The organism is Deinococcus taeanensis, from assembly GCF_020229735.1.
Taxonomy (GTDB): Bacteria; Deinococcota; Deinococci; order Deinococcales; family Deinococcaceae; genus Deinococcus; species Deinococcus taeanensis.
In genome coordinates this window covers 607,424-632,618 of record NZ_CP083455.1, presented here as the reverse complement: position 1 = coordinate 632,618, position 25,195 = coordinate 607,424, and the positions used below count along the sequence as shown (strand labels likewise).

Genomic DNA, 25,195 nt, shown 5'->3' with positions numbered 1-25,195 from the left:
CCCGGAGTCCCCGGGACTCAGGCCGCGCCTTCCTCGCGGTCCAGTTTCGCGAAGATCATGCGCCCCACGTTCGTCTGCACGTTGTTCACCACCAGGACACGCGCCGCCTTACCCCTCACCCGGATGCCGTCCTCAACCACCACCATGGTACCGTCCTCCAGGTACCCCACACCCTGATCCTTCTGCTGCCCGCCCTTGGTGATGGTGACCGTCAGGTGATCGCCCGCCTGCACCTGAGGTTTCAGCGCCACGGCCGCCTCGTGAATACTGAGGATCTCCACGCCATGCAGGCGAGCAATCTTGCCGAGATTCCCGTCGTTCGTCACGATCCGCGCGCCCGTCTCGCGCGCCAGACGGATCAACTTGTCGTCCGTGGTGGGCAGCGCCGCGTCATCCCAGTCCTCCACGCGCAGGGCCCGCAGCTCCCGCAGTTCCTCCAGAACGCTCAGGCCCCGCTTGCCGCGCGTGCGCTTCTGACTGTCGTGACTGTCGGACAGCACCTGCAGTTCCCTCAGAATGAACGCCGGTACCACCAGTTCCCCTTCCAGAAACCCGGCCTGCACCAGCTGCACGATGCGCCCGTCGATGATCACGTTGCTGTCCAGGAGCTTGCTGCCCGGCTTCCGGCGCACCTGCGGAAACGCCAGCAGCCCGAACGCCTCAGCATTCCGCACGGCGTACGAGACGAAGAACACACTGAGCACGCCCGTGATCACCAGGTTCCAGACCCAGGTGTAGAGCGGCAGGGTGCGCAGCAGACTGCTGAGCAGCACACTGACCAGCAGCGCCACAATCAACCCGAACGTCGCGGCCGCCACCGTCCGGGGTGACAAACCCGCGTACCAGTGGGTGAAGCGCCGGCTCCACCCACTGCTCAGCGCCTCAATGCGCGGAGCCAGCAGCAGCGCCATCAGGGTTCCGGCCAGCATCAGGCTCAAGGTATTCACCAGGCCCAGTTCACCAGGCTGCACGGCACTCAGGGCACGCCCGGCCGCGAGCCCCAGCAGCAGCCCCAGCAGCATGGTAAACAGCCGAATCACAAGCACATCACTTAGTGTAGCTGCTCCCCGGCTCCCCCCGTCTGAAGACGGCGTGAGGCCTTAAGGTCGAGACGGTCGGTCCGCCCCCCGGTGCGCCGCCTGAAGCAACCGGCGGGGGTTCAGGTTCATCCACCAGGCCACGCCCGCATTCACAGCGCCCAGTACCAGCGCGCCCCACAGGACGGCACTGCCCGTCTGCCGGGTCACGCCCCAGATCACCATTCCCAGGCTGAGCAGCGCCGGAATAAGAAGGGGGGCCGCCGTGCGCCAGAACCGGGGCCGGTCCCGGTAATGCATTCGCCGCGCCGTGCTTCGCATCGTCACCGCCATGAAGATCAGGGCTCCTATAGCAAGCGCCGCGAGAAGGAATTTCAGTTCACTCATGTTTGCAACCATTGTAAACCGACTGCTTCAGAGGCCGGCATACCCGGCGTACAACGCGAAGAGGGCGGTCCTCCCGCCGCTGCAGAGTGCCTCCTGACGGCCGCCCAGACGAAGGAACGCCCGCTGCCTCTTCGGTCCACGACCGGGAGAGCTCCCCCTGCCTGAGCAGGCAGCCGAGGCGGTCAGGTACGCCGCACACCCCTTACCCTACGAGGACGCACAGCGCTTATTGATAACGACGTAAATACGAGCTGGTATGCTGGAGGTGTGGCTGAATGGCATCCATCCAAATACTCCCGAGCGCAGCTGGAGGAACGTCGACTGGCGGCGACCCCCTGGCTTCAAGGGGGCCAGCATTCACAGCAGGTGATTGCCCAGCACTTCGGCGTGTCCGTACACACCGTCAGCAACTGGAAGAAACGCCTGAAGCGCACCGGCAGTCTCCAGGCAACGGTGACGACAGGACGCCCCTCCCGACTCACCACCGCCCAGCTCGAACAGGTCCGCACCCTCCTGAGGGAGGGTGCGCTGCACCATGGCTTCCCTGACCCGACCTGGAGCACCAGACGAGTCGCAGACCTGATCGGGCGGCACTTCGACGTGTGGTACCACCCCGATCACGTCCGGAGAATTCTTCGTCAGCTGGGGTTCACGCCCCAGATGCCGGATGGACGGGCAGCAGAACGCAATGAACTCCGGATCGCGTCCTGGAAAGAACAGGTGGCGCCGGAGTTGGGAAAAAAAGGTCGCGCAGGGCGCCACCCTGGTGGACCTGGATGAGGTTGGCTTCTCGCTGAACGGTGTGCGAAGACGAACGTGGTCGACCAGGGGCGTCACGCCCCTGGTCACACTCCCGGCCAACTGGGAAAAACGCTCGATTATCGGGGCGATCACTTCGGACGGTCGATTCTTCCAGCACACGAAGCATGGGGCGATCCGGGGTGGGGACGTCACCCGGTTCTTCCAGCATCTGATGCGCCATGTGCAGGGGGAGATCGTGGTGGTGCTGGACAACGCGGGCATTCACCGAGCGAAGGCAACTCAGGCGTTCGTGGATCTCCACGAACGCCTGTCGCTGGTGTTTTTGCCGCCGTACGCTCCGGAGTTGAATCCCATCGAGCTGGTGTGGGCGTACGTGAAGCGCAATGTGCTGGGGAACTTCTGTGCCCGCTCAGTGGGCGTGCTGAAAGCGAAGCTGACGACGGCCTGGCAACGGGTTCGGTACATCGACCTGCCTCAACGTTTGATGGACTTTAACTTATGCCGTTATCAATAAGTGTGGCGGGACACGCTCGCGAACATCATCGACAATGCTGATACCCGCGCTGGCAGGACATTCGATGTTCTGCTAATCGGCGCCATTCTCCTGAGGGTGTTGGCCGTCATGGTCGGCAGTGTCGGCCAGTGACACCTGTGATGCGAGAATGAACATGAAGGCCACAGTGCATGTCGATCCCGTTGGTTACCCCAGCTTCCGTAAAACACCTGTGCTTCTGAAAAGGCGGTCAGGATTGAGTGGTCAGTTCTAATCGTGGCGTACAACCGTCTTGCGTGATGGAATTAAAATAGTACGTGCCAGGCTTGAGGTCCTTCACAGTGAGCTGCGTGGTCTGCACGTTCCAGGTGAATTCCTCAACGACGTCTTTGCTCTCGTATCGCATCAGGGCCAACGACCCGAAGCAGCCACCGGGCAGGTCCTTGAGGACGGCGACGTAAGTGCCTCCCTCAAGGGTGAAGTACGGCGAGTCACCGGGAGGAACCTTCCCCAAGCTGAGCCGCTCGATCTTCTGTCCGCCCTCCGCGGTGCCCACGATCTCAGGTTTGACCTCCGTCGCGGCCGGTGCAGGCTTCTGGCAGGCGGTCAGCAGCAATCCAATCAGGAGCAGGGGCCATCGCATACCAGTAGCGTAAACCCCTGTGCAACCAGGATTCACTTCAAAATGTGGATTACCCCTGGGCGCGAACGTGCAATCAACCGGCCGCGCCTGTGTCCAGCAGCACGCCATTACCATGCCGGGCTCCAGCACCTGCGCACCAGGAGGAACACCATGAACTCAGGAGGCTTCCTCCAGTCACTTCTCTGCCTGCCACCTGCTGTCCTGGTTTCCCGGTTCTGCAACGCGAACAAGAGGTGCACAAGCCTCAGCGGCCAAGTGTCTCTTCGGAGGTCAGGCAGACAATGAGGAGCCTGGGCGCAAAATTTAGCCTGGGTGGCCCAGCAGGACACGACAGTCTCGATTGCCTCAACTGATCAGTGCCGCCTCAGCTCATATGTTGCCTCAGTGGTTCGCGCGGCGTGCAGAAAGGTCTCCACAGCGGATGCGTCGGCGCCGGTACTGAGGGAACGTTGGCGAGTCGAGCAGTCAGGAAGTTTTTGAACATAGAGCCTCCCTCCGTTGACGATTCATATCTCTCATCTCCCAATTACAAGGCCGATGGGTGGGCCACAAAAAACCGCCCATTGCGGAGCGGAAGGGATAGGAAGCGAAAACTGCTGCACGACTGGCCTTGGTTCTCATCCATATATTCATGGAATTCCTATACATTTCTTAGGAATGATGAAAGCCGAAAGCTGGAAATATGTGATTTCTGCCGTACTGATCACAGTGGTCCCAAACGTTTTCCTCAGCATCCCAGGTAAGGATCTACCCGGAGGCGGCGTATGGGCTCCTCTCCTGGCACTCCTTGGAGTACCCGTGTACTGGTGGCTGATCTGGAAGCTCGCACAACTGCCTGATCGCTCTCGATCGACCCTACTCCTTGGTACTATGCCGGTCCTTGGGCCACTTCTCCTTGGACTCACCTGGGTGGACGACTCGTCAAAATCTACGATGCGAGCTCTTGGAACGGCTCTCGTGGCACTTCCCCTTCCCCTCCGCATTCTCGGAATTAGTGCTTTCCCCGAGGCCAATGGAGAAGCCAGTTTGTTTACCTCACTTTTCCTTGTCGCCGCCATCCTCTTCGGCCTGAATGGTGGAGTGCTGTATGCCCGAAGCAAGCATCAAAGTCCGCTTACAGGGTTGCTTGGTGTATTCAGCCTTGTGGGGTTGATTGCCTTGTTTCTTCTTCCTGATAAGAGTCTGCCCACACAACGCGTGCCTGCCAAACCCACGTGACGCCAGCCCTCGTTACCCATTAAACCTTTCAGGTTTCTGTACCGGACATCTCACCTTCAAGCCGCGCCTGGCGCTTGAAATGGCGTGCTGAGCAGCCTCATCAGTTCGGGTAACTCGGGCAGTCCCCAGCGCAAGGCATGACAGAGCTGTTTGGCGCCGTATCGCACGAGGCTCATGGCCGGTCGGCCATGAGCCTTCACCTTGATCGGGCCGTGCGCCTGGAGCCACACGCCCACCCGCAGGTAGCTGACCCACGCCAGGATGAACAGCCCGAACAGACGTTCCAGACGTTCAGGTTAGGTGATGCCGGTGCGCATAAGAATCGAACCCACGGACCTTGAGGCTGGCGAACGTGCGCTCTACCGACCAGCGCGCCCGGTACAGCACACACGTGTCCCAGACGCTGAAATCGGTGGCGATCGCGACCAAGTCACCTGCAGGTGACCTGGTCGCCACGGGCGTGCATGACCTCACCGTAGACGTTGGCCCGCTCGGCGAGGCACCGCGCTTCCCCGATCTTCAGGTCACCGAACCACGCCTCCACGCGCAGCTCATCGACAACGGCAGTCTTCCGGATGCGGATGTTACGTTTGATGCCCTTGCGTCTCAGGAACTGGAACCACTCGCCGCCAATGAACTCTCGGTCGGCGACCAGGCCCTTCCAGCGTGCCGCTGGAAGGGCCTTCAGCATCCTGGAGACCAGTTGGATGCGCCGCACCGTGCCGCTGTTGCGGTCGTGATCCAGAGCGGTCCAGACGAGTGGCACTGTGGACCCGTGGAGGACGACGCCAAGGACCAGGAGATTCACGGGCGACTCGCCGCGCTCCCAGGTGGTGCGGTCTATGCGGAGCAGCAATGTCCCTGGGGGCAGCAGCGCCAGCAGGCAAGTCAGGAAGACGGATTCGGTGAACTGGGGATCACGGCACCCTCGTTCCATCCGGCGTTTCTTTACGTCGACGGAGCTCCCCAGGGGAGGTGAGCGCACAGATCACTGTGATTCACGCTCCTGGCGGTGACCATCGCGAAGATCACGTCCACGACACGCTGCAGCGTGTCGTGGCGCAGGAAAGGCACGCAGGCTGAAGTAGCGGTTGAGTTCGGTCCGCTGGAGATCGGCGGGTTTTGGAGTCGTCACACCCCCGAAACACCGCCGTGTGTCGTGCCGGTTCGCGACCGCTCACACGTTCAGGGAGTTCCCGTCCAGCACAGCTCCAACCTGAAGATGTCCGGTACAGCGCTTTCAGGCAATACCGTCAGCGCATCACACCGGCAGAGAATGGGCTGGCTAGGGTGCCCATCTGGGGTGGATCGTTGCAAGCGAAAGTCTTGCCGTGACGCGCCCGACGCGCGTCACGGACGCGGAAGTCTTGAGCGGTCAGCCAGATGTAGTGGGTGACGCCCGCCTGCCGCTGACCTTTCCGCTGGGCGTACACGCTGGCGTTGCCCAGTTCATTCCGGACGATTGTGGCCGCACAGTTGCGGCTTACGTCGACCAGGTCTCGCAGGCCGGCCACTATCTGCGGCGAGCTCTGTCCGGACTCCCGGCCTCTAGCAGAGCGGCCTGCACTTCGGCAGGCGCTGTGCTCAACTCCCTATTGATGACGACGGAGCTTTGAATCGGTTGCCGTCAGACTTCAGGTGTCTGGGTGAGTTTGATCGCTGCCGGGTCTGGACGGGAGCAAGGCGAACCCGTGTCGTTATCAATAGTACCACTCGAGGCGCTGGACGGTATGCTGCGTGAACTGCGTCTCGGCATCCGGGCAGACGCGGTCGGTGAGGACTGGGAAGAGAGCGGCCTGGTATTCACGACGGCCGTTGGGACCCTCTACCAGCCCCGTAACCTCCTGCGGGATTGGTACGCCCTGCTGGGTCGAGCCCAGGTCGCCGCATCCGCATTCATGACATCCGGCACACTTACGCCTCGCTGGCCATCTACCAGGGCCTGGACCCCAAGGCGCTGGCAGACCGCCTCGGGCACAGCCGCGCGAGCCTCACGCCGGACGTGTACGGGCACGTGTTCGAAGAGCAGCGCGAGAAGGCCGTGCTGATCCTCAAGAACCTGAGCACCCGGCCGGACCCGTTGGACCTGGATCCACTGGAGTTGTAGACAGTTGCTATCAGCGCTGCTACCAAGCGCCCTCAGTGATGAACATGCAAAAGAAAAAACTCCCGCCTAGACGAGAGTTCTGCTGGTAGAACCGAGGGGATTTGAACCCCTGACCCCTACCGTGTCAAGGTAGTGCTCTACCCCTGAGCTACGGTTCTACGGGTAAAGTTTGGAGGCGCTGACCGGACTCGAACCGGTGGTGGAGGTTTTGCAGACCTCTGCCTTACCACTTGGCTACAGCGCCGTGCCGTCTGGCTTTTGCTGTCGCCTGCGGGCGGCTGGTGGGTCCTTCCTCTCCAGCGGAAGGAATGTTAGCACGGACGTTCAGACCTGTAAACAGGGGTGGGGCTCTTCTCCTGCTTTGCTGGCCCCGCGCGCACTCTAGACTGCTTTTCATGAGCAGCACTCTGCGTGGACCAGCCCGCATCATGATCCTCTCTGTCCTGTTGGGAACAGGCGCTTCCGCCCAGCTGATGGCGACGCCCGGCGCGACGGCCGCGCAGCCACTGCTGTCCGGGTTTAACCTTCAGGGCCTCACGTTTCACAGCGCCAGTTCCACGGTGACCCTGGACGTTGTGGGCGGGCTGGTGGTTGGTGTACTGACTCAAACCGACTCGATTGAAGGGTTGGCACGGGGCATTGGCGCCGGTTGGGGGCTGGAGGCAGCCAACCTCCCAAAGTTGCAGCAGAGCCTGTCCGACCCAAAACTGCTGACGGCGGCCCGCCAGGGGTTTGTGGACGTGACTGATGAGGGCGCGACCGACCTGATCGCCCTGAAAGTCACTGGGGACGCCAGTGCGCCGCGGTACCTGGGGTATGTGGCCATGAAGGTCTGGCCGGACAGCGCCTTCCCACCCGCCTGGGCCGTCACTGGAAGTGCCGAGGCGCCGAATGTGCTGCGGATCTTCAGTGATTTCCAGTGTCCGTACTGCAAGCTCATGTGGGACAAGGCGATGCCGGCGTGGCGCAAGGCCAGTGGCACCTACCGCGTGGTGCACTACGAGTTCCCGCTGTCGTTCCACCGCAACGCCCTGGGCGCCGCTGAGGCGAGTGAGTGCGCGCTGGCGCAGGGGAAGTTCTGGCCGTTCGCAGATCAGCTGTTCGCCAATGCGGCCACCTGGACACCTTTAAATCCGAAGGATGCGCCCGGCAGGTACAGCGTCTACGCCAGGGCCGCGGGCCTGGACACGGCGGCGTTCAAGACATGCCTGGGGCAGCGCACCTTCAAGACCAGCGTTGACGCGCAGTACCGGGTGGGCCTGAGCTTGGGCGTCCAGGGGACACCCACTGTGTTTCTGAATGGCATGAAACTCACTGATTATGGTGACATGCAGGAGTTCGCGCGGATCCGTGCAGTCACCACCGCCAGGCCTGGTGCGGCCAGCGTGATCGAGGAACGTCTGCGCCTGTTCCGGTAAAGCGGGCTTTTCCTGGTGAACTGAACCTCTGCGACTTCCCGGAGGCGCCATGCAGCAATGCAAAGTAAGGGGACAGAACGCCACCTCCTCTTGGGATCGGTGAATTTCCTGTCTCTCGCCACCTTTTGACGGCCTGCGCCTCATTCAGCAAGTGCAGTGCTGTACCGGCGGCCAGTTCAGCTTCAGGCAAGGCACCCTGTCCCCTGCCCGGCACCTCTGGAAGGACGTACCTGCTGGTGGCTGAAACGCGTCCCATTGACGCTGGCGGACTAAGACACAGGTACAACCGCCTCACGGACAATGGGCATGTTGGACTCATCTTTCAGCGCGAATCCCAGCATGTGCCCTGCGGTCCGTCCTGAAGTTCAGGTCTGCCTGGAACGAAGCCACGTCCGGGCGGCAACCGGAGACCTGCGCGGTCAGGATTGCCAGGGGGCTCGGCACCAACCCCTCGGCCACAGGCGAATTCCAGCAACTGACCCTGGGCGACCTCACCGAGGCACAGGCGTACAATCAGGCCCTGCAGGAACTCAGGCCTGCGGCTGTGGTGGATCAGAGGCTTCTGGGGGAGAGCATATTGCCCCTCCCCTGCGGCCGCTGGCCCTTCTTGTTGCGGGGACCGTCCTGTTCCGGTCTGTACCGGAGTTCAGGCTTGAACGTCAGGAGCAAAGCAAAAGCAGTGGAACAACCAGCCGTTTAATCCTGTCATTGCGCCAGGACGGAGACATGACCGCCAGGGAGGCCTGTCGCAGCTTTCAACGCTATGAAACTGCGTCATCAGAGGATGACTGGCAGCTCCGTCCTGCTGGCTTTGGGGCAAAGGGACTCGACCCTCTCTGCAGGTCACAAGTCTGCTCCACCGCGGAATGACCCGCCGCGCTGCTGGCCGGGCCATCTTTGTGGTCGACGTCAGCCTGACAGAGCTTCTTGGCGGCACGAGTCAGGGGCTGGTCGCTACGCTGACTTCTGCCCGCCCAGACAACCGGATGAGTGCAGCTGCCAACTCATCTTGGTCTGAATCACCCTCCGGTGCCCCCATCCACATGACCTCCGACCTACAGGCCCGGCAGTCAAGGCCACCAGTCTGACCCGGCAGTGCGGGTGGCTTCGTGCGATCAAGTTGTTCAGCTCATTCTCCCTGTGCCTCTGAAAATCGGGGCGTATGCAAAAAAAAAAAGACGCCCGGTCACCATGACCGGACGCTCGATTGTTCCGCTCCTGTTACGCGCGGTTCTTGTACCGTTCGAGCAGTTCGCTCTTGAGGTCGTTAAAGGCAATGCCCTTGCGTTCCTTATGTCCTTCAGGGGTCCGTTCGCGGACGCTGACCTCGCGGCCTTCCTGTTCCTTGTCCCCGACGATAAGCATGACGGGAATCTTGCTCAGTTCAGCGGTGCGAACCTTCGCGTTCATGCGGTTGCTGGAGTCGTCCACCTCGGCGCGCAGGCCCGCGGCGTGCAGCTCTTCACGCAGGGCCCAGGCGTACTCGTTGTGCCGGTCGGCGATGGGAATGATCATGATCTGGCGCGGCGCGAGCCACAGCGGGAAGTCCCCGGCGTAATGCTCGATCAGGATGCCGGTGAAACGCTCAATGCTGCCGAAGGGCGCGCGGTGAATCATGATCGGGCGGTGATCCTGGCCGTCCTCACCGACGTAACTGATGTCGAAGCGTTCAGGAAGGTTGTAATCCACCTGAATGGTGCCCAGCTGCCACTCCCGGCCCAGGACGTCCTTCACCACGAAGTCCAGTTTCGGCCCGTAGAAGGCGGCGTCACCGGGTTCGATGGTGTACGGCAGCCCCACTTCCTCGACCGCCTCGATAATCTGGCGTTCCGCAAGGTCCCAGTTGCCCTCGTCACCGACGTACTTGTCGCTTTCGGGGTCGCGGGTGCCGACGCGGAACCGCACCTCGTTCATGCCGAAGGTCTTCAGGACGAGCACCGTAAGGCTCAGCACGTCCAGGAATTCTTTTTTCAGCTGGTCGGGCCGCACGAACAGGTGGGCGTCGTCCTGCGTGAACCCCCGCACGCGGGTCAGGCCGTTCAGTTCGCCGCTCTGCTCGTAGCGGTAGACCGTGCCGAACTCCGCGAGTCGCACCGGCAGGTCGCGGTACGAGCGCGGTTTGCTGGCGTAGATCCGCACGTGATGCGGGCAGTTCATGGGTTTGAGCATGTACTCCTCGTCATCCACCTCAATCGGGCGGAACTGTCCGTCGGCGTACTTCTCGTAGTGTCCGCTCGTGCGGTACAGGTCCAGGTTCCCGATGTTCGGCGTGATGACTCCCTGGTAGCCGCGCTGGAACTGCTGCTCTTTCATGAAGCTGGTCAGTTCCTCGCGCAGCACCGTGCCGTTCGGCAGCCACAGGGGCAGGCCCTTGCCGACCAGCGGGTCAATCGTGAAAAGTTCCAGTTCTTTGCCCAGTTTGCGGTGGTCGCGCCGCCTGGCTTCTTCCAGGGCGTGCAGGTGGTCGTCCAGTTCCTTCTGCGTGGCGAACGCCACGCCGTAAACGCGCTGGAGAATGGGGTTTTTCTCGTTGCCGCGCCAGTACGCGCCGGACGTGCTCATCAGCTTGAACGCGCCGGGCAGGCGGCCCGTGTTGGGGAAGTGCGGACCGCGGCACAGGTCCACGTAATCGCCCTGCTGGTAGAACGTGATGGGCTCGTCTTCAGGAAGGCCCTGAATGAGTTCCTGCTTGTACGGATCGTGCGGGAACTGCGCCAGCCCTTCCTCTTTGCTCACTTCGCGCCGCTGGAAGTCGAGACCGCGCGCGATGATGTCCCGCATGAGCCGCTCGATTTCCGGCAGGTCTTCCTCTTTCAGGGGTTCCGGCAGATCGAAGTCCTGGTACCAGCCGTTCTCGATGCTGGGGCCCACGCCGCGCTTGACGACGTCCGCGCCGTACCCCTTGGCCTGGTAGTACTCTCCGACCGCCTGGCTCATCACGTGGCCGAGGGAGTGCCGGAACAGCGGCGCGGCGTCTGCGGGGTTTTTCTTGGTGATCAGCGTGATGCGCGCGCCGTCGGGCAGGGGCGTCATCAGGTCCACCAGGTCGCCGTTGGCGGTGGCGGCCAGCGCGTCCTGAGCGAGGCGCGGACCGATGGCTTTTGCGGCGTCCAGCGCGGTCGCGCCGGCGTTCAGTTCGAGTTGTTTACCATCAGGGAGAATGACGTGCATCGTGAACCTCTCGTGACTGGCCGCAGCTGTCTGCTGCTGGCCGTGAATAGAACAGACCCGGTCTGGCCTCAAGCCCAGAGAAACGCCTGAAAACCGCTACTGGGTTCTCAGGCGCTCAGAGTTCGGGTGCTCAGACCGGGCCGCGCAGGCATTCGGTGCAGCTTACTGCCTCGCATCACCAGACCGGAGTGACGGGGCGCAAGCTTCATGAACGCAGGATACTGCCCGCCGCCGCACGCGGCAACCCGCCAACTGGCTCACCGTTCGCAGCACCAGGCCGCGAGTTCCTGCCCGAGGGAGCCTGTGAGCGGCTTGCGGGGTCAATGCGGCTCGCTTCCAGTGGATCGGGCAGACGGTCTGGTCCTCCATGCCCCATGATCCAGAAGAGGTGCCAGCGACTGCTTCGGCCCGCTTGGTGCAGCTGAGCCAGATACGTATCCGCGTTGGACGGGTGGGAGTTCGTTTTCCAGGGATCGAGTTGCTCAGACGGAGGGAAATGGCTCCGCTCCCTTACCGGCGTAGCAAGGGCAGTGTCGTTCTGGGAGCGTGCAGCCCAGGTTTGGCAGACACGCTGCTTCTGCCGACTTCGCGGCTAATGGCATGTCAACTTTGGTCTGTCGTTTTGTGGTGTGGATCCCGAGCATTGTTATGCAGTCTGGACGACAGTTTCAATTTCTCCCGTGCCCTTCCACATAAACACGTACACCTGAGCATTATCGTGCAACAGGCCGTTCAACGACAGCTGTCCGACAAAAATGAGAGGATTGCCTTCGCGAACAGGCCAGCGAGGTGCCTGCAACCACTTTGGAGGATGCGACACGTATCTGAAGCGCCGACGGACCTCGGCTTTTAACCATGCCCTCAACTCTTGGCCATGTCGGTTCCCCGCATCCTGAACGAGACGATTGAAGTCATCTTCGTCGAGATCCAGCCATTTCGGTTGCACGTTCAGGAGAAGGTGCGCTCTTGATGCGAGCGCCTCTGACTTCGCGTGTGGCTCTCCCATAGCTGAGAGCAGTGCAGACAACGCGTCCTGCGCGTTTCGAATATCACGTGTCCTTGTGAAGTTCAGCTCGATAAGAAATTGGAACAGGTTGTTTGCCTGGGATGTCGAATAGGGGGGTATGGATTTTGCGTCGCGCAAGAGCTGTTCAAGTTCGGAATCGGTGTACAGCGCGGCGGCAAAGTCAGATGGATTCAGCTTACCATTCACAAACCCTTTTATGGGTGTCAGCGGGTCAGACGAAGGCACATTCGGCATCGAACCCATTATATAAACGCCGCCGAGGCACCTGAAAAACCATTGCTGACAAGCCACTAATCAAGCATTTGGTCACTTGTGCATGGGCAGCACGCCTGGCGGCCGCGTCCGGTCTTCCCTGCTGATAGGCGCGAGGTCCGCTGGAGGTGCGCGACCTGTCGCTGCTGAATCACGGGTACAACACGACGTTCCGTGTCGACACCGCTGGAGGGGAGCGGTTTGCGTTGCGGCTGACTGTGAATGCCTTGCGCAGAGCGGGGCGGAAATGGCGGGGCTGACCCGGGGGACCCCGCTGAACGTGCCTGTTCCGCAGCCTCGCCGGGACGAAGTGCTGGTGAGTTTCGTGTGGAAGGACGCGCGCTGAGCCGTGAATTGCCTGCGGCATTGTTCTCGTGGCTGTCGGATCGAATCTGGATCGGACCGGCCCGGCGGAGCAGGAGTTTGCGGTAGGGGGAGGTGCGGCGCAGTTGCATGAGCACGCGCGGAGTTCCGCGCTCCGCCGGGGACGACGCTGCTGTCCATGCGCGGTCCGATGATGAATCTGGGGGACCACCTGAAGTCTGATGAGTTCCGCACGCCGGTGAGCCTGAGCGTGGTGCTGAAAGCGCGGCACAGGATGGGCGAGGTGCTGGTCAGCTGTATGCGGACCTGCATAGCGGGAACCTGCGGTGGTGCCGGGGCCGACTGAGCGTGTTTGACTTTGATGACAGTGGCCTGGGGCTGCCGGCTTAAGGCCTGGCCATCAGTGCCTTTTTCCTGCGGACGCAGCCGGGCGTGGGTGGCACCCCGGCCGGTGGTGGCGGGGCGCGCAGTGCTGAGGCCGGGCTCGCTGCGGCAGACCACCACGGGGGATTTCCGGGCGCTGCTGCCGCAGCTTGTTCGGAACACGGTCACGAACTTTGGGGAAGATGGAGACCGGCGGATTCCGTCGCGAGTGCCGGCCTGCTGGGGTAACGGCAGCCGCCCCGCTCTGGGCGGGGCGGCTGGAGGCGATGTCTTACCAGTTCTGGGCGGGCGTGGGGCCGTCGGAGATCCCTTTGGGGTTGGGGCCCCACTTGTTGCCGCCGGGTTTGCTGTCCAGGATGCACAGGACCAGCACAACCAGACTGCCCACGGGGATCAGGTTGAGCAGGTACAGCCAGCCGCTGAAACCGGCGTCGTGGAGGCGGCGGACGGTCACGGCGATGCTGGGGATCATCACGGCGAGGGCGTAGATCAGCAGCAGCAGGCTGAAGATCAGGGTGATGCCGGTGAAGCCCGCGCCGGGCGCGCCGGTGGAGTCGGCCTGGACGGCCATGCCGATGGCGGCGCCATAGACGGGAATGCTGAGGACCATGGCAATGATCGTGGAGATCAGCGTGAACATCCAGTACTCGCGGCGGCGGGCGCGGCCCTGGAAGTTGGCGTAGTTGTTGCGGATGACATTAATAAAATCGTTCATGTGGTTCTCCCTGTTCCCTTGCGTGAGCTCAGTCTAGGAGAGAAAGTAGACGCATGATGCCAACTTTGGGGCGGGGACTGCTGGGCGTGGTGCTGCTGGCCGGACTGGCAGCGTGCGCTCCGGCAACGAGCAGAGCGGTCACGGGTCCGGACGTTCAGGCCACGCTGCCGGCACTGCCCACAGAGCACCTGCGGGTTCTGGTTATGGGGGATCAGGGCACGGGCACGGAAGTGCAGCGGCGCGTGGCAGCCGCCATGCGGCAGGTGTGCGCGCGTGAAGGCTGCGACCTGGGGGTGGGGCTAGGGGACAACATCTACCCGGCCGGACCGCGTGACCCGGGTTCGCCGCTGCTGCGGGAGCGTTTTGCGGACGTGTACGGGCCGCTGGGGGTGCCGTTCCTGATGATTCCCGGGAATCACGATGAGTCGTGGCAGGTGGGGGGGGACGGTGCAGACCCGCGGGGTGCCGAGGCGCAGGTGGCGTACGGGCACCTGAATCCGCAGTGGGTGATGCCGGCGCGGACGTACCGGGCTGCGGTGGGGGCGCTGGTGGAGTTTTTCGCGGTGGATACGGCGCCCCTGGCGGCGTATGTGCCGGGGGTCCGGCCGGAGGAGCGGCCGGGCGGCGCGTGGGACACGGCGCAGCGGACGTGGCTGGCCGGCGCGGTGCGGGGCAGCGGCGCGCGGTGGCGGCTGGTGCTGGGGCATCATCCTCTGTTCAGCAATGGGCGGCATGGGGACGCCGGCGCGTATGACGGGCTGCCGTTCGCGTTCCAGCGGGGTGACGCGGTGCGTGAGCTGTACGGCGTGGTGTGTGGTCAGGCGGACGCGCTGCTCAGCGGACACGTTCATGCGCTGGAGGTGTTCGCGCCGCAGGCGGGGTGTCCCGGCACGTGGACGCTGGTGTCGGGGGCGGCGGGCGAGGTGGGAGGCGGCCCGGTGGGCGCACGGCCGGCGGCGTTCTCTGCGTTCAGCGCGCCGGGGTTCCTGCGGCTTGACGTGACGCCGGGAACGCTGGTGGTCTGGGCCTACACGGTGAGCGAGGATGGAACGGTGACGGCGCGTGAGGCGGCGCGCCTCACCAAAAGCCTGAAGTGAAAGCGCGAGGGTGGGCGGGCTGGACTCTCCAGAACGCTCACCCTGGCGTTTTCGGTGGGTTTTACAGGCCGGCCTGGGCCAGGAAGGCGTCGAGCTTCTGGGGGCGAAAGCCGCTGAGGCTGGCGGCCACCTCGCCGTGAACGAGGGTGGGGACGCTGCGCCTGCCGCCGTTGACGCTCATCACGTACTGCGCGGCCTGCTCGTCCTGCTCGATGTTGATTTCCTCGTAGGTGAGGCCCTTGCTGGTCAGGGCGCGTTTGGCGGCGTGGCAGTCAGGGCACCAGCTGGTGGTGTACATCTTGATCATGGGGACCTCCGGGTGGGCTGGGTTGCCCACCTCTTCAGTTTACAAAATAAAGCGTTGGCGTGGTGTGTGGTGTCCAGAAAGAACGGCCCACCCCCAGTTGCAGGGTGGGCCGAACAGGCGAGCAGCGGCTCAGGCCGTGGCAGGCGTGGCGGGGGCCTCGGCCGCCACCTCGGCAGACACCTCGTCAGCCGGACGGTCTTTTTTCGGCGCGGGTGGCGCTTTGGGGGTCATGATCATGTTCATGTCCATGCCCATCATGCTGGGGGTGCCTTCGGGCGCGCCAATGTCCGCCAGGACCTCGGCGACGCGCACCAGAATGCGCTCCCCGAGTTCCGGGTGGGTGCGTTCGCGGCCGCGGAACATGATGGTGACCTTGACCTTGTGCCCTTCTTCCAGGAAGCGGCGCACGTGCCCGGTTTTGGTGTTGAAGTCGTGGGCGTCAATCTTCACGCGGAACTTGATCGCCTTGACTTCCTGCGCGCGGGCACGCTTGCGGTTTTCCTTCTCGTTCTGCTGCTGTTCGAAGCGGAACCGGCCATAGTCGAGCAGGCGGCAGACGGGGGGAACGGCCTGTGGGCTGACCATGACCAGGTCCATCCCGGCCTCGCGGGCCATGTTCATGGCGTCACGCGTGTCGATAATGCCCACCTGCTCGCCTTCCGCGCCGATCAGTCGAATCTGGCGCACGCGAATCTGCTCGTTGACCTTGTGTTCTTTCGCTATGTTCATCACCTCCGCCGCGCTCCGGGGCACGCTGGCTCTCCGGGCGGCTTCACCCGCCACGCTGGGCAGGCCGATACCCCCCAGTCTACCACGGGCAGCCTGCCCGGGCGCCCTTCTGCCATGCTGAGCCGCATGACGCGCTCCGCCGCCCTCCCCGTCACGCGCCCGTTCGGGCCGCTGAGCGCCCGCCACCCGGACCTGGAGGTCCTGCTGACCGACGGCCTGGGCGGCTTCGCCCTGAGCAGTCTCGCGGGCGTCCCCACCCGCTGCTACTCGGGCCTGGTGGTCAGCCAGCAGCCGCCCGTGCAGCGGCACACCCATTTCGTCGCGCCGCACGAGCTTCTGCACGTCCGCGGCCGTGACGTGGCGCTGCACGCCCTGGAACTCGCTCCGGACGTGTTCGAGGGCCAGGGTCTGGAAGTCCTGACCGGCGCGACGCTGCGGGACCTGCTGCCCGAACGGGAGCAGTTCGCCGCGGGCGTGCGCGTCCGCCGCCGCACTTTCACTCCCCGCGGATCGGGCGCCGTGGTGTTCCTGTATGACGTCAGCAGCCGCGAACCCGTCACGCTCACGCTCGGCGGGTACTTCGTGGACCGCGACATGCACGCCGTGCACAGGGCTATCCCGGCGCTGCACTTGCAGGCGGGGCCCGGTGCCGGTGAGGTGACCGTGCAGGGCGAACGCACCACGGTGGCGGCCGTGCACGCCCCGGCCGCCACCGTGCAGGCCCTGACGCCGCGGCCCTTCCCGCAGCGGGTGTACTACCGGCATGACGCGGCGCGCGGCGAACCCGATCATGAGGTCGCGCTGGGCGCCGCTCTGTGGACCCTGGGTTTCCCGGCAGGCGGAGGCCGGGCGGCGCTGGTGATCCGGGGGCAGTCACCGGCGACAGACGGCATGACGCTCCCCGACCCGTGGGCGGCCTGGGATGAGGAGGTGGAGCGCCGGCGGGCGCTCGCGACCCTCGCGCAGGACACGACCGGCGTGCGCGATGACCTTGTGAGCACGCTGGCGGTCGCGGCGGACGCCTACCTGGTGCAGCGCGCCCAGCCGCAGGGCGTGAGCGTGATCGCCGGGTACCCCTGGTTCGCGGACTGGGGCCGCGACTCGATGATCGCCCTGACCGGCCTCACTCTTCTGACCGGCCGGCACGCGGAGGCCCGGGACCTGCTGCGCACCTTCCTGGCGAGCCTGCGGCGCGGCCTGACCCCCAATAACTTCCACGACGACGGAGGCGGCGCCGGGTACAACACCGTGGACGGCGCCCTGTGGCTGGCTGTGGCCCTGGACCGTTACGTGCATGCGACCTCCGACCTGTCCTTTGCCCGCACGGCGCTGCCGCAACTGCGGGCCCTGCTGGACTGGCACGTGCGCGGCACCGACCACGGCGTCCGCATGGACGAAAGCGACGCCCTGCTGCTGGCGGGCGAACCGGGCGTGCAGCTCACGTGGATGGACGTGAAGATCGAAGGCTGGGTGGTGACCCCCCGGCACGGAAAACCCATCGAGGTGCAGGGCCTGTGGCTGGCGGCGCTGGGGGCCGAAACCCGCCTCGCCGGGGCGCTGGGCGAAGCGCCGCAGTTTGCGGCTGTTCTGGCCCGCGCCCGCGCCAGCTTCCCGCAGCTGTGGGCCGGTGCCGGGTACGCCGACACCCTCAGTCAGAACGGCGGGGCTGACCTCAGCGTCCGGCCGAACGCGCCCATTGCGCTGGCCCTCCCGGACACGCCCAGCACCCCGGAGCAGGTGGCCCGCACCGCCGCGCAGGTGGAGGCCGAACTGCTGACGCCCGTGGGCCTGCACACGCTCTCCCCGCTGGACGCCCGGTACCGTGGCAATTACGGCGGGCCGCAGGTGCAGCGGGACGCGGCGTACCACCAGGGCACCGTGTGGCCCTGGCCGCTGACCGCACACGTGGAACTGCTGCTCCGCCAGGGCGAGGTGACGCGCGCCCGCGAAGCCCTGACCGGCCTGCTCGGGCATGTCTGGGAAGCCGGGCTGGGGCACGTGTCGGAGGTGTTCAGCGGCGGCAGTCTGCGCCCGGGCGGGTGCCCGTTCCAGGCGTGGAGCGTGGCCGAGCTGCTGCGGGCCCACGTGCTGGTCACGCAGGCCGAGGGCACGTAAATCCCCGGCTGAATTACGCGCGGGGGGGCTGAAACGCCGCGCCGTCAGGACACTTATCCACTTGACGTACCGGTGACACAAACCTCATCATTTCAGGATGAGCCGCCTCACTCTGCCCCCACAGGCCACCCAGGTTGGGCTGGCCGTGGACGTCGCGGCCTTCGCCATGCACGCCGGAGAGCTCCGCGTCCTGCTTGTGCAGCGCGGCCAGCTGCCCCACGCCCGCGCCTGGGCCCTGCCCGGCGGGTTTGTGCACCCCGGCGAGGAACTGCACGAGGCGGCCCTGCGCGAACTGCGCACCGAAACCACCGTGGAGCTTGAACCACGCCACCTCGAACAGTTCTTCACGTTCGGAGAGGTGAACCGCGACCCGCGCGGCCGCATCGTCAGCGTCGCGCACCTGGCCGTGCTGCCCCACGGCACCGTGCGCGTCAGCGGCGGCGGGCACACCCTCGGGGCCGAGTGGGTGCCCGCCCACCAGCCGCCCCGCCTCGCTTTCGACCATCAGGCGATTCTGGACCGCGCCCTCGCGCGGCTGCAGCTTCGCCTGGAATACGCCAATCTTGCGCTGGAGTTCCTGCCCGACACCTTCACGCTGCCGGAACTGCAGGGCGTGTACGAGGCGATCCTCAACCGCAAGCTCGACAAACGCAACTTCCGCAAACGCCTGCTGGCGCAGGGCACCCTGACCCCCAGCGGCGAACGCCGCAGCGGCGTCGGGCGACCGGCCCAGCTGTACCGCCGCGCCAAAGGCACCCGCACGCCAGCGCTGTAACCGGACCCGCCCAGGGCCCGGCGGTTGTTCCACGTCATGACGGCCAGCCCGGACCACCCTGGCGCGGCCGGAACACGCCGCCCGCGACGCCGCCAGCGCCTGTGGTCGGCCGCTACCTTCTGTGCCGCGCCCGCCCGGTAGACTGCGGGCATGGACATGAAGAAGCTCATGAAGCAGATGCAGCAGGCGCAGATGGCCGCCTCCAAGATCCAGGAGGACCTCGCCGCGCAGTCGGTCGAAGGCAGCGCCAGCGGGCTGGTCACCGTGACCATGAACGGCCACGGTAAGGTCACGGGCCTGAAGATCAAGGCGGAAGCGGTGGACGCCGACGACGTGGAGGCGCTCGAGGACCTGATCCTCGTGGCCCTGCAGGACGCCGGCGCGAAAGCCGAGGCCCTGCAGCAGGACGCCACGCGCGGTCTGGGCATCCCCGGCTTCTGAATCGCCAGCGGACCTTCCGGCCACACACCCGCGCCCACCGGGGTGTGGCGACCCCTTCTGTGCCGGCCGCAGCTGGCCCTGACCTGACGAGGTGTTCTTGAAGTACCCGCCTTCCCTGGTGGCCCTGATCCGCGAACTGTCCCGCCTGCCGGGCATCGGCCCGAAAAGCGCGCAGCGGCTTGCCTTCCACCTGTTCGAGCAGCCGCGTGAGGATATCGAGCGGCTCTCCCGGGCGCTGCTGGACGCCAAACGCGACCTGCACACCTGCCCCATCTGTTTCAACATCACCGACGCCGAGCGCTGCGACGTGTGCAGCGACCCCGCCCGGGACCAGACCATCATCTGCGTGGTCGAGGAACCCGGAGACGTGATCGCCATTGAGCGCAGCGGCGAGTACCGCGGGCTGTATCACGTGCTGCACGGCGTCCTGAGTCCCATGAACGGCGTCGGGCCGGACAAGCTGCATATTCGTCCGCTGCTGCCGCGCGTGCAGGAGGGCCAGGAGGTGATCCTGGCGACCGGCACGACCGTGGAAGGTGACGCCACGGCGCTGTACCTGCAGCGGCTGCTGGAGCCGCTGGGCGCGGTCGTGAGCCGCATCGCGTACGGCCTGCCGGTGGGCGGCGCGCTGGAATACGCCGACGAGGTGACGCTGGGCCGGGCCCTGGCTGGCCGTCAGCGCGTCAGCAAACCGCCCAGCTGACCTTCACCCCCACACAAGTCCACGTTTCCTCATGGAGACGTGGCCTTGTGCGTGGCCGAGCGCGCCGTGACGCCCTGGCGGTTCAGGCGCCGTAACTGCTGCGCAGACGACGCAGGCCTCGGGCGAGCGTGATGCGCCGGGGCGGCAGTTCATGCAGCGGCGCGGCGTGCAGACCGCGGGCCCGCAGACCGGCGAGCAGCTGCTCCAGCAGGTCAGTCGTGACGGCCGGACCGTCATGCAGCAGGATGATGCTGCCCGGCCGCGCGCGCGCCAGCGTCCAGTCCGCCAGCGTGGTGGCGTCGGCGTCAGTCCAGTCGCGTCCTTCGGTGTCCCAGAGGGCCACCTGACGGCCGGCGAGGCGCGCGAGCACTCGGGTCAGGGGACTGTGCCCGCCGTAGGGCGGGCGGTACAGCAGCGGCCCCGGCTGCGCGGGGCGGGGGTGCCAGCGAACCTGCGCCCATTCCTGCCAGGGAAGCAGCAGCAGCGCGTGACGGTGCCAGCGGCCGTGCGCCTCCAGGCGGTGCCCGGCGTGTTCCAGGGCACGCAGGGCGTCCGGGTGCGCGGCGCAGGCGGGGGCGGTCACGAAGAACGTGGCGCGCGCCTCGTGCCGGGCCAGAACGGCGAGGAGTTCTGATGTGCGGGCGCTGGGGCCGTCGTCGAAGGTGAGCGCCACGCGCCGCCCGTCGGGGTCTCCGCCACCCAGGGCGCCCCACCCGGCGGCGCGGCCCAGCAGTTCCGCCAGCAGGGGGGCCAGCAGCAGGGCGGGCAGCAGGCGCCGCAGCGTGCGGTTCAGGAGGCCGCCTCCGGCTGCTGCCCGGCCGCGAAGACGTGCCGGGTCAGCAGATAGAAGGTGGTGGTGATCAGGGCGAGCGTGGCGCCCAGCGCGAAGGGACCGCCGGCGCCCAGGTGCGTGAACGCCAGGGCGCCCAGCAGGGGACCCACGGCGGTGCCGGTGTTCTCCATGGTCATCAGCGCACCCCAGGCGGTGGGGCGTTCCGCGGCGGGCAGCGTGCGGGTGACCAGGGCCGCCCAGCCGGGCTGCACCCCGGCGAAACCCACGCCCACCACGGCCGCCAGCGGGTACATGGCCCACAGGGGGGGCACCAGGGCGAGTCCGGCCATACCTGCGGCGATCAGGGCGTACCCGGCGGTGAGGGTGAATACCGCGCGGCCCCGGTCGGCCATGCGGCCAATGATGGGCAGGCACGCGAAGGCAACGGCGCCCCCGACGATCAGGACACTGATCAGCTGCCAGTACGGGAATTTCAGGGCGTCGGCGAGTTTGTACAGCACCTGCCCGAACAGCGACAGGGTGACGGTCTGCATCAGCGCGGCGGGCAGCAGCGGCCGCACGCGGCGCAGGGTGCGGCGCAGGCCCTCGCGGGTCAGGGGGGTGCGCGCCGGGCCGCGCACGGCGCGGGCAGGCAGCAGCACGGCGGCCAGCAGTGAAAGGCCGAGCATCCCCAGGGTGATCAGGTACGTGGTCTGCAGGGGCGCGCTCCGCAGGGAGCCAAACACGAAGTACCCCAGGCCGATCATGGGGGTCACGAGCATGCCCACGGCGGTGAGGGTGCGGCCCTGGGCGTCGCTGCGCGTGACGTCGGCCGTGAGGTTCATGGCGCCCGGCCACGCGACGCTGAACCCCACGCCGTGCAGCGCCGCAATCAGGAGCAGCGGCACGGGTCCGTGCGCGAGGGGCAGCAGGCTCACGCTGATCAGGCTCAGGGTGGCGCCGGCAATCATGGCGGTGCGCAGGCCCTGCCGGGCGATGAGCAGCCCTGCGGGGCCACGCATGAGCGTATCGGCGGCAATGTGCGTGGCCCAGGCGAGGCCCACGGCGGCGTCCGGGAGGCGCAGCTGGGCCTGCACGGCGCCGCTCTGCCCCAGGTAGGAGAGGTACAGGCCGCTGCGCACGAATTCCGCCGCCGCCAGGGACAGCAGGGCGATCATCACCACCCGCAGGGTGCCGGGCTGCATGGGCAGGCGCGCGCGGAGGGTCAAGTGGCGCACTCCTGATGCGGGCGGGACGGGACTCCTGCTAGGTTGATACGGTGCCCGCGTTCACAGTTGTCATTCCGGCCCGCAACGAGGCGAAGTACCTGCCCCTGACCCTGCGGGCACTTGAGCTGCAGACGGAGCGCCCGGCGGAAGTGATTGTGGTGGACAATGGCAGCCGTGATCACACGGTGAGTATCGCTCAGGCGTGGGGTGCACGCGTTCTGAATTGCCTGGAGCCCGGGGTGGCGCGCACGCGCCAGCTGGGCCTGGAGGCCGCCCGCACGGACTGGGTGGCGACCACGGACGCGGATTCGCTTCCGGTGCCCGGGTGGCTGGAGGCCCTTTCGGGGGGCACGCCGGGCCGCGTGGCCCTGTACGGGCCCATGCGCTTTACCGGGGTGGCGCGGCACTGGTCGGTGCTGTCGGGCGGAGCGTACAGCGCGTTCCTGCACGGCGCGCGGCTGACCGGCCGGCCGAACCTGGCGGGCGCGAACATGGCCTTCTCGCGTCAGGCGGCGCTGCTCGTGGGCGGGTACCCGGATGTGGAGGCGTACGAGGACGTGCTGCTGGGCGAGCAGCTCGCGCGGGTGGGTGAGGTCGCCTACGTGCGCGGCGCGCTGGTGGAGACCAGTGCCCGCCGCCTGGAGCGGGGCGCAGTGCCGTTTTTGTGGCAGCATCTGCGCAACATCACTGGTCATACGCGAGGGTACTTCGAGGAAGACTGCTAGCGTCGGCAGGAAACGCGATCTCGCGGGGCATGCCCAGCGCGTGGCTGTACACGTCGAGAACCTGCTGGGCCACGCCCGCAGGGGTGGTGCTCGCGCCGAAGGTGCGGGCACCGGCGGAAAGACGCGCCCACAGAGCGGGGTCGGCCAGGACCTGCCGGGCGTGGTGGGTCAGGGCGTTCACGTCGGCGGGGTTGACGAGGTAGCCGCTGCGTTCGTGGGCGACGCCGCTGAGGGTGCCGCGCGCGCCGACAGCCACGACGGGCACGCCCATCAGCTGCGCCTCCTGCAGCACGAGCCCCTGCGTTTCGGTGTCGCTGGCGAACAGGAACAGTTCCGCCAGGCGGTAGTACGCGCCGATCTCCGTCCAGGGGCGCACGCCCAGGAACGTGACGCGGTCGGCCACCCCGATGCGCTGCGCGTGCGCTTCCAGGTGGTCGCGTTCGGGCCCCTCGCCCAGAATCACGAGGTGGGCGTCAGGCAGGCCGGGCAGGGTGTCAAGCACGTGATCGAAGCGTTTCTCGCGGGCGAGCCGGCCCACACTGAGCACCCGGCGTTTCCCGGCCGGCCAGGGGTTCCCGACGGGCGGCGCGGCCTTCAGGACACGCGGGTCGATGCTGGTGGGAATCACGACCGGGTGGTTGACGCGCATGGCGCGCAGCACGTCCATCATGCCGGCGGTGGGGGTGATCACGGCGTCCGCGCGGCCGTACAGCAGGCGCATGGCGCGGGTGACGACGCCGGTGTGGCGCTGCAGGGTCGTCATGCCGGGCACGTAGTGAGTGTACGCCTCGATGTGCGTGTGGTACGTGGCGACGTGCGGTACGTTCCACTTGCGGGCCAGTCGGGCGCCGGCCATGCCCAGTGTCAGGGGCGTGTGCGTGTGCACCACGTCGTATTTCTGCGTGAAGTCCTTGCGGGTGGGCCACGCGAGGCGGTACGTGGGCAGGAACATGTAACGGACACTCTCGACCCGCACGACGTCCGCGCGGGTATCCACGTGCTCCGGGAAGTCCGGGGCCACGACGTCCACGTGGTGCCCCTGGGCGCGCAGCTCATCGCTCAGGAGCCCGACGCTGGTGACGATGCCGTTCTGATCGGGCAGGAACGTGTCCGTGAACAGCCCGATGCGCAGCGGCTTCATGCGGCGGCCCTGCCGGCCAGGGGCAGGGTGACGCGGCCCCGGAGAAAGTTTAAGGAATCCTGAAGCATCACTAGACAGGAGCATACGACGCCAGACATGAGAGTAGGGTCAGAACGCCAGCCTGACACGCCGCCCAGCTCACGTCCGGGCCTCATGCTTGTGGGGCATGCGGGGGTAACGGCGCTACAGTCAGAGCCATGCTCAGCGCCTCCATATCCGCCGCAGTGACCCGGGCCGCCCTGCACGCAGGCGCGTGGGGCGCGTGGCAGGGCGGTCACCCCGGCGATCCCCGCGTGGGCCTGAGCATTCCCGTACGGGACGCGGCCACCCTGAGCGCGGTGCTCGAAACCCTCGCGGGGGCGGGCGTGCGGGCCACGCTGCTGCTCTCCCCCACCCTGGCCTCCACGTGCGGGCCGCTGCTGCGCGCCCACCCGGAGCACGAGGTGGGGGGTCACGGCCGCCCGGACGGCGTGGCCGCCCTGGAGGTCAGTGCCGGGCAGCCCGTCCGCACCTGGAGCACCCCGGAGCACCTGACCGGACTGCGCGCCCTGGGCCGGCGCGGCCTGCACGCCCTGCCGGTGGCACCGCCCGCAGCTGCGCCGGGTGCCCTGCTGCAGGTCCCGCCCGAGCAACTGGCCGGGCGCCTCGCCGACCTCAAGCGCCTGGGGTACCGCCCGGTGCCGGTGCGGGACGTGCCGGACCTGCGCCCCGGAACGGGCCGGGACCTGCTGCTGCGCGGCTACACCCGGCTGGTGGAGGATCGCTTTGCACGGCAGCACCGGGTGATTGACCTGGCGCAGCGGGCGGACGCGGTTATGCGTGTGGCGCCGCTGGATCACGCGCCGGCGCCGCTGCCCCTGCCGCCGGGAACGCCCACGGCGGAGCTGCACCTGCACTCGCCGCGCATCGTGGGCCTGGCGTCGCGCGGCGCGCTGGGGGCGTACCGGGCGTACCTGCGCAGCCTCCGGGACGTGGGCGCCGCGCTGCAGCAGCGCCCGGAACTGCTGGGCGCCCAGGCGGTGTTCGCGGTGACGTTGTTTCACGGTCCGCTGGAACAGGCGGGGTTCACCCTGCTGGACCTGCCGCCTGCCCGGGCGCGCCTGTACGGCCTGGGGTTCCGGCTGCTGCGCGTGGCGTACGGCACCACCCGCTCGCCCAGTCAGGACACACCGAAGATGGCGTGGCTGCCCCGGGAGGAGTTCCTGGCCCGTTACGGTTGACGC

At 66.3% G+C, this 25,195-nt stretch carries 23 protein-coding genes, 2 tRNA genes and 2 pseudogenes; 12 read left to right on the top strand and 15 right to left on the bottom strand.

Annotation, left to right across the window (positions count from 1 at the left end; translation table 11 throughout):
* Positions 1-17: 17 nt before the first annotated feature.
* Together LAJ19_RS03065 and LAJ19_RS03060 are read right to left on the bottom strand one after the other, a co-directional pair.
* Positions 18-1,046, bottom strand: a complete 1,029-nt coding sequence (locus tag LAJ19_RS03065) for a PIN/TRAM domain-containing protein (protein ID WP_225476847.1) — start codon at positions 1,044-1,046, stop codon at positions 18-20.
* Positions 1,047-1,100: 54 nt separating this feature from the next.
* On the bottom strand, positions 1,101-1,424 hold the full coding sequence (locus LAJ19_RS03060) for a hypothetical protein (protein ID WP_225476846.1): 324 nt from the start codon (positions 1,422-1,424) through the stop codon (positions 1,101-1,103).
* Positions 1,425-1,691: 267 nt separating this feature from the next.
* Between LAJ19_RS03060 and LAJ19_RS03055 the strand changes: the two genes are divergently transcribed.
* Positions 1,692-2,700 (top strand): IS630 family transposase gene (locus tag LAJ19_RS03055; RefSeq protein ID WP_225476845.1). Its coding sequence is split into 2 segments (ribosomal slippage): positions 1,692-2,159 and positions 2,161-2,700, totalling 1,008 coding nucleotides; the frame shifts between segments, so codons are not numbered across the junction.
* Positions 2,701-2,929: 229 nt separating this feature from the next.
* On the opposite strand, the gene LAJ19_RS03050 is transcribed toward LAJ19_RS03055, so the two are convergent.
* Complete coding sequence (locus LAJ19_RS03050; RefSeq protein ID WP_225476844.1) at positions 2,930-3,322, bottom strand: hypothetical protein; 393 nt, start codon at positions 3,320-3,322, stop codon at positions 2,930-2,932.
* Between the two features lie 657 nt (positions 3,323-3,979).
* Here LAJ19_RS03050 and LAJ19_RS03045 point away from each other — a divergent pair.
* Positions 3,980-4,540 (top strand): hypothetical protein, encoded by a 561-nt coding sequence (locus tag LAJ19_RS03045; RefSeq protein WP_225476843.1) that lies wholly within the window; start codon positions 3,980-3,982, stop codon positions 4,538-4,540.
* A 56-nt stretch (positions 4,541-4,596) separates the two neighbouring features.
* On the opposite strand, the pseudogene LAJ19_RS22030 reads toward LAJ19_RS03045, so the two are convergent.
* Positions 4,597-5,560, bottom strand: a pseudogene (locus LAJ19_RS22030) (transposase).
* A gap of 233 nt (positions 5,561-5,793) precedes the next feature.
* Positions 5,794-6,078 (bottom strand): annotated as a pseudogene (locus tag LAJ19_RS22025) (minor capsid protein); the annotation flags it as partial.
* Positions 6,079-6,392: 314 nt separating this feature from the next.
* On the opposite strand from LAJ19_RS22025, the gene LAJ19_RS03030 reads away from it, so the two are divergent.
* Positions 6,393-6,647, top strand: coding sequence for a tyrosine-type recombinase/integrase (locus LAJ19_RS03030; RefSeq protein ID WP_225476841.1), 255 nt, complete (start codon positions 6,393-6,395; stop codon positions 6,645-6,647).
* 83 nt (positions 6,648-6,730) lie between these two features.
* Here LAJ19_RS03030 and LAJ19_RS03025 read toward each other — a convergent pair.
* Both LAJ19_RS03025 and LAJ19_RS03020 read right to left on the bottom strand, forming a co-directional pair.
* A tRNA-Val gene (locus LAJ19_RS03025) sits at positions 6,731-6,805 on the bottom strand.
* Positions 6,806-6,817: 12 nt separating this feature from the next.
* Positions 6,818-6,891: transfer RNA gene (locus LAJ19_RS03020), tRNA-Cys, on the bottom strand.
* 151 nt (positions 6,892-7,042) lie between these two features.
* On the opposite strand from LAJ19_RS03020, the gene LAJ19_RS03015 reads away from it, so the two are divergent.
* Positions 7,043-8,065 carry a DsbA family protein gene (locus LAJ19_RS03015; protein ID WP_225476840.1) on the top strand — a complete coding sequence of 341 codons (1,023 nt, stop codon included), beginning with the start codon at positions 7,043-7,045 and terminating at the stop codon, positions 8,063-8,065.
* A 1,221-nt stretch (positions 8,066-9,286) separates the two neighbouring features.
* Here the strand turns inward: LAJ19_RS03015 and thrS are convergent.
* Positions 9,287-11,236 (bottom strand): threonine--tRNA ligase, encoded by a 1,950-nt coding sequence (gene thrS, locus LAJ19_RS03010; RefSeq protein ID WP_225476839.1) that lies wholly within the window; start codon positions 11,234-11,236, stop codon positions 9,287-9,289.
* Positions 11,237-11,882: 646 nt separating this feature from the next.
* On the bottom strand, positions 11,883-12,497 hold the full coding sequence (locus LAJ19_RS03005) for a hypothetical protein (RefSeq protein WP_225476838.1): 615 nt from the start codon (positions 12,495-12,497) through the stop codon (positions 11,883-11,885).
* A 636-nt stretch (positions 12,498-13,133) separates the two neighbouring features.
* On the opposite strand from LAJ19_RS03005, the gene LAJ19_RS22020 reads away from it, so the two are divergent.
* The gene (locus tag LAJ19_RS22020) at positions 13,134-13,229 is read left to right on the top strand and encodes a phosphotransferase (RefSeq protein ID WP_432804233.1); all 96 of its coding nucleotides are present in this window, start codon (positions 13,134-13,136) and stop codon (positions 13,227-13,229) included.
* A gap of 265 nt (positions 13,230-13,494) precedes the next feature.
* On the opposite strand, the gene LAJ19_RS03000 is transcribed toward LAJ19_RS22020, so the two are convergent.
* Positions 13,495-13,938, bottom strand: a complete 444-nt coding sequence (locus LAJ19_RS03000; RefSeq protein ID WP_225476837.1) for a DUF805 domain-containing protein — start codon at positions 13,936-13,938, stop codon at positions 13,495-13,497.
* 53 nt (positions 13,939-13,991) lie between these two features.
* On the opposite strand from LAJ19_RS03000, the gene LAJ19_RS02995 reads away from it, so the two are divergent.
* A complete protein-coding gene (locus LAJ19_RS02995; protein ID WP_225476836.1) occupies positions 13,992-15,035 on the top strand; it encodes a metallophosphoesterase in 1,044 nt (347 codons plus the stop codon).
* A gap of 61 nt (positions 15,036-15,096) precedes the next feature.
* On the opposite strand, the gene LAJ19_RS02990 is transcribed toward LAJ19_RS02995, so the two are convergent.
* Together LAJ19_RS02990 and infC are read right to left on the bottom strand one after the other, a co-directional pair.
* Complete coding sequence (locus tag LAJ19_RS02990) at positions 15,097-15,342, bottom strand: glutaredoxin domain-containing protein (protein ID WP_225476835.1); 246 nt, start codon at positions 15,340-15,342, stop codon at positions 15,097-15,099.
* A 129-nt stretch (positions 15,343-15,471) separates the two neighbouring features.
* Positions 15,472-16,074, bottom strand: a complete 603-nt coding sequence (gene infC / locus LAJ19_RS02985) for a translation initiation factor IF-3 (RefSeq protein WP_225477935.1) — start codon at positions 16,072-16,074, stop codon at positions 15,472-15,474.
* A 123-nt stretch (positions 16,075-16,197) separates the two neighbouring features.
* On the opposite strand from infC, the gene LAJ19_RS02980 reads away from it, so the two are divergent.
* The 4 genes from LAJ19_RS02980 (at position 16,198) to recR (ending at position 20,105) form a co-directional block, all read left to right on the top strand.
* Positions 16,198-18,186 carry an amylo-alpha-1,6-glucosidase gene (locus LAJ19_RS02980; protein ID WP_225476834.1) on the top strand — a complete coding sequence of 663 codons (1,989 nt, stop codon included), beginning with the start codon at positions 16,198-16,200 and terminating at the stop codon, positions 18,184-18,186.
* A gap of 97 nt (positions 18,187-18,283) precedes the next feature.
* Positions 18,284-18,961 carry an NUDIX hydrolase gene (locus tag LAJ19_RS02975; RefSeq protein WP_225476833.1) on the top strand — a complete coding sequence of 226 codons (678 nt, stop codon included), beginning with the start codon at positions 18,284-18,286 and terminating at the stop codon, positions 18,959-18,961.
* A gap of 150 nt (positions 18,962-19,111) precedes the next feature.
* Positions 19,112-19,402: a YbaB/EbfC family nucleoid-associated protein gene (locus LAJ19_RS02970; protein WP_225476832.1), complete on the top strand. Its 291-nt coding sequence runs from the start codon at positions 19,112-19,114 to the stop codon at positions 19,400-19,402.
* 97 nt (positions 19,403-19,499) lie between these two features.
* On the top strand, positions 19,500-20,105 hold the full coding sequence (recR, locus tag LAJ19_RS02965) for a recombination mediator RecR (protein ID WP_225476831.1): 606 nt from the start codon (positions 19,500-19,502) through the stop codon (positions 20,103-20,105).
* A gap of 82 nt (positions 20,106-20,187) precedes the next feature.
* On the opposite strand, the gene LAJ19_RS02960 is transcribed toward recR, so the two are convergent.
* Positions 20,188-20,808, bottom strand: a complete 621-nt coding sequence (locus tag LAJ19_RS02960; protein ID WP_349774837.1) for a polysaccharide deacetylase family protein — start codon at positions 20,806-20,808, stop codon at positions 20,188-20,190.
* Positions 20,809-20,894: 86 nt separating this feature from the next.
* Positions 20,895-22,106 (bottom strand): MFS transporter, encoded by a 1,212-nt coding sequence (locus LAJ19_RS02955; protein ID WP_225476830.1) that lies wholly within the window; start codon positions 22,104-22,106, stop codon positions 20,895-20,897.
* A 50-nt stretch (positions 22,107-22,156) separates the two neighbouring features.
* On the opposite strand from LAJ19_RS02955, the gene LAJ19_RS02950 reads away from it, so the two are divergent.
* Positions 22,157-22,831 (top strand): glycosyltransferase family 2 protein, encoded by a 675-nt coding sequence (locus LAJ19_RS02950; RefSeq protein ID WP_225476829.1) that lies wholly within the window; start codon positions 22,157-22,159, stop codon positions 22,829-22,831.
* On the opposite strand, the gene LAJ19_RS02945 is transcribed toward LAJ19_RS02950, so the two are convergent.
* Complete coding sequence (locus LAJ19_RS02945; protein WP_225476828.1) at positions 22,791-23,972, bottom strand: glycosyltransferase; 1,182 nt, start codon at positions 23,970-23,972, stop codon at positions 22,791-22,793. The two genes, LAJ19_RS02950 and LAJ19_RS02945, sit on opposite strands and share 41 nt — an antisense overlap.
* 197 nt (positions 23,973-24,169) lie before the next feature.
* Between LAJ19_RS02945 and LAJ19_RS02940 the strand changes: the two genes are divergently transcribed.
* A complete protein-coding gene (locus tag LAJ19_RS02940) occupies positions 24,170-25,192 on the top strand; it encodes a YkoP family protein (RefSeq protein WP_225476827.1) in 1,023 nt (340 codons plus the stop codon).
* The last annotated feature ends 3 nt before the right edge of the window (positions 25,193-25,195 follow it).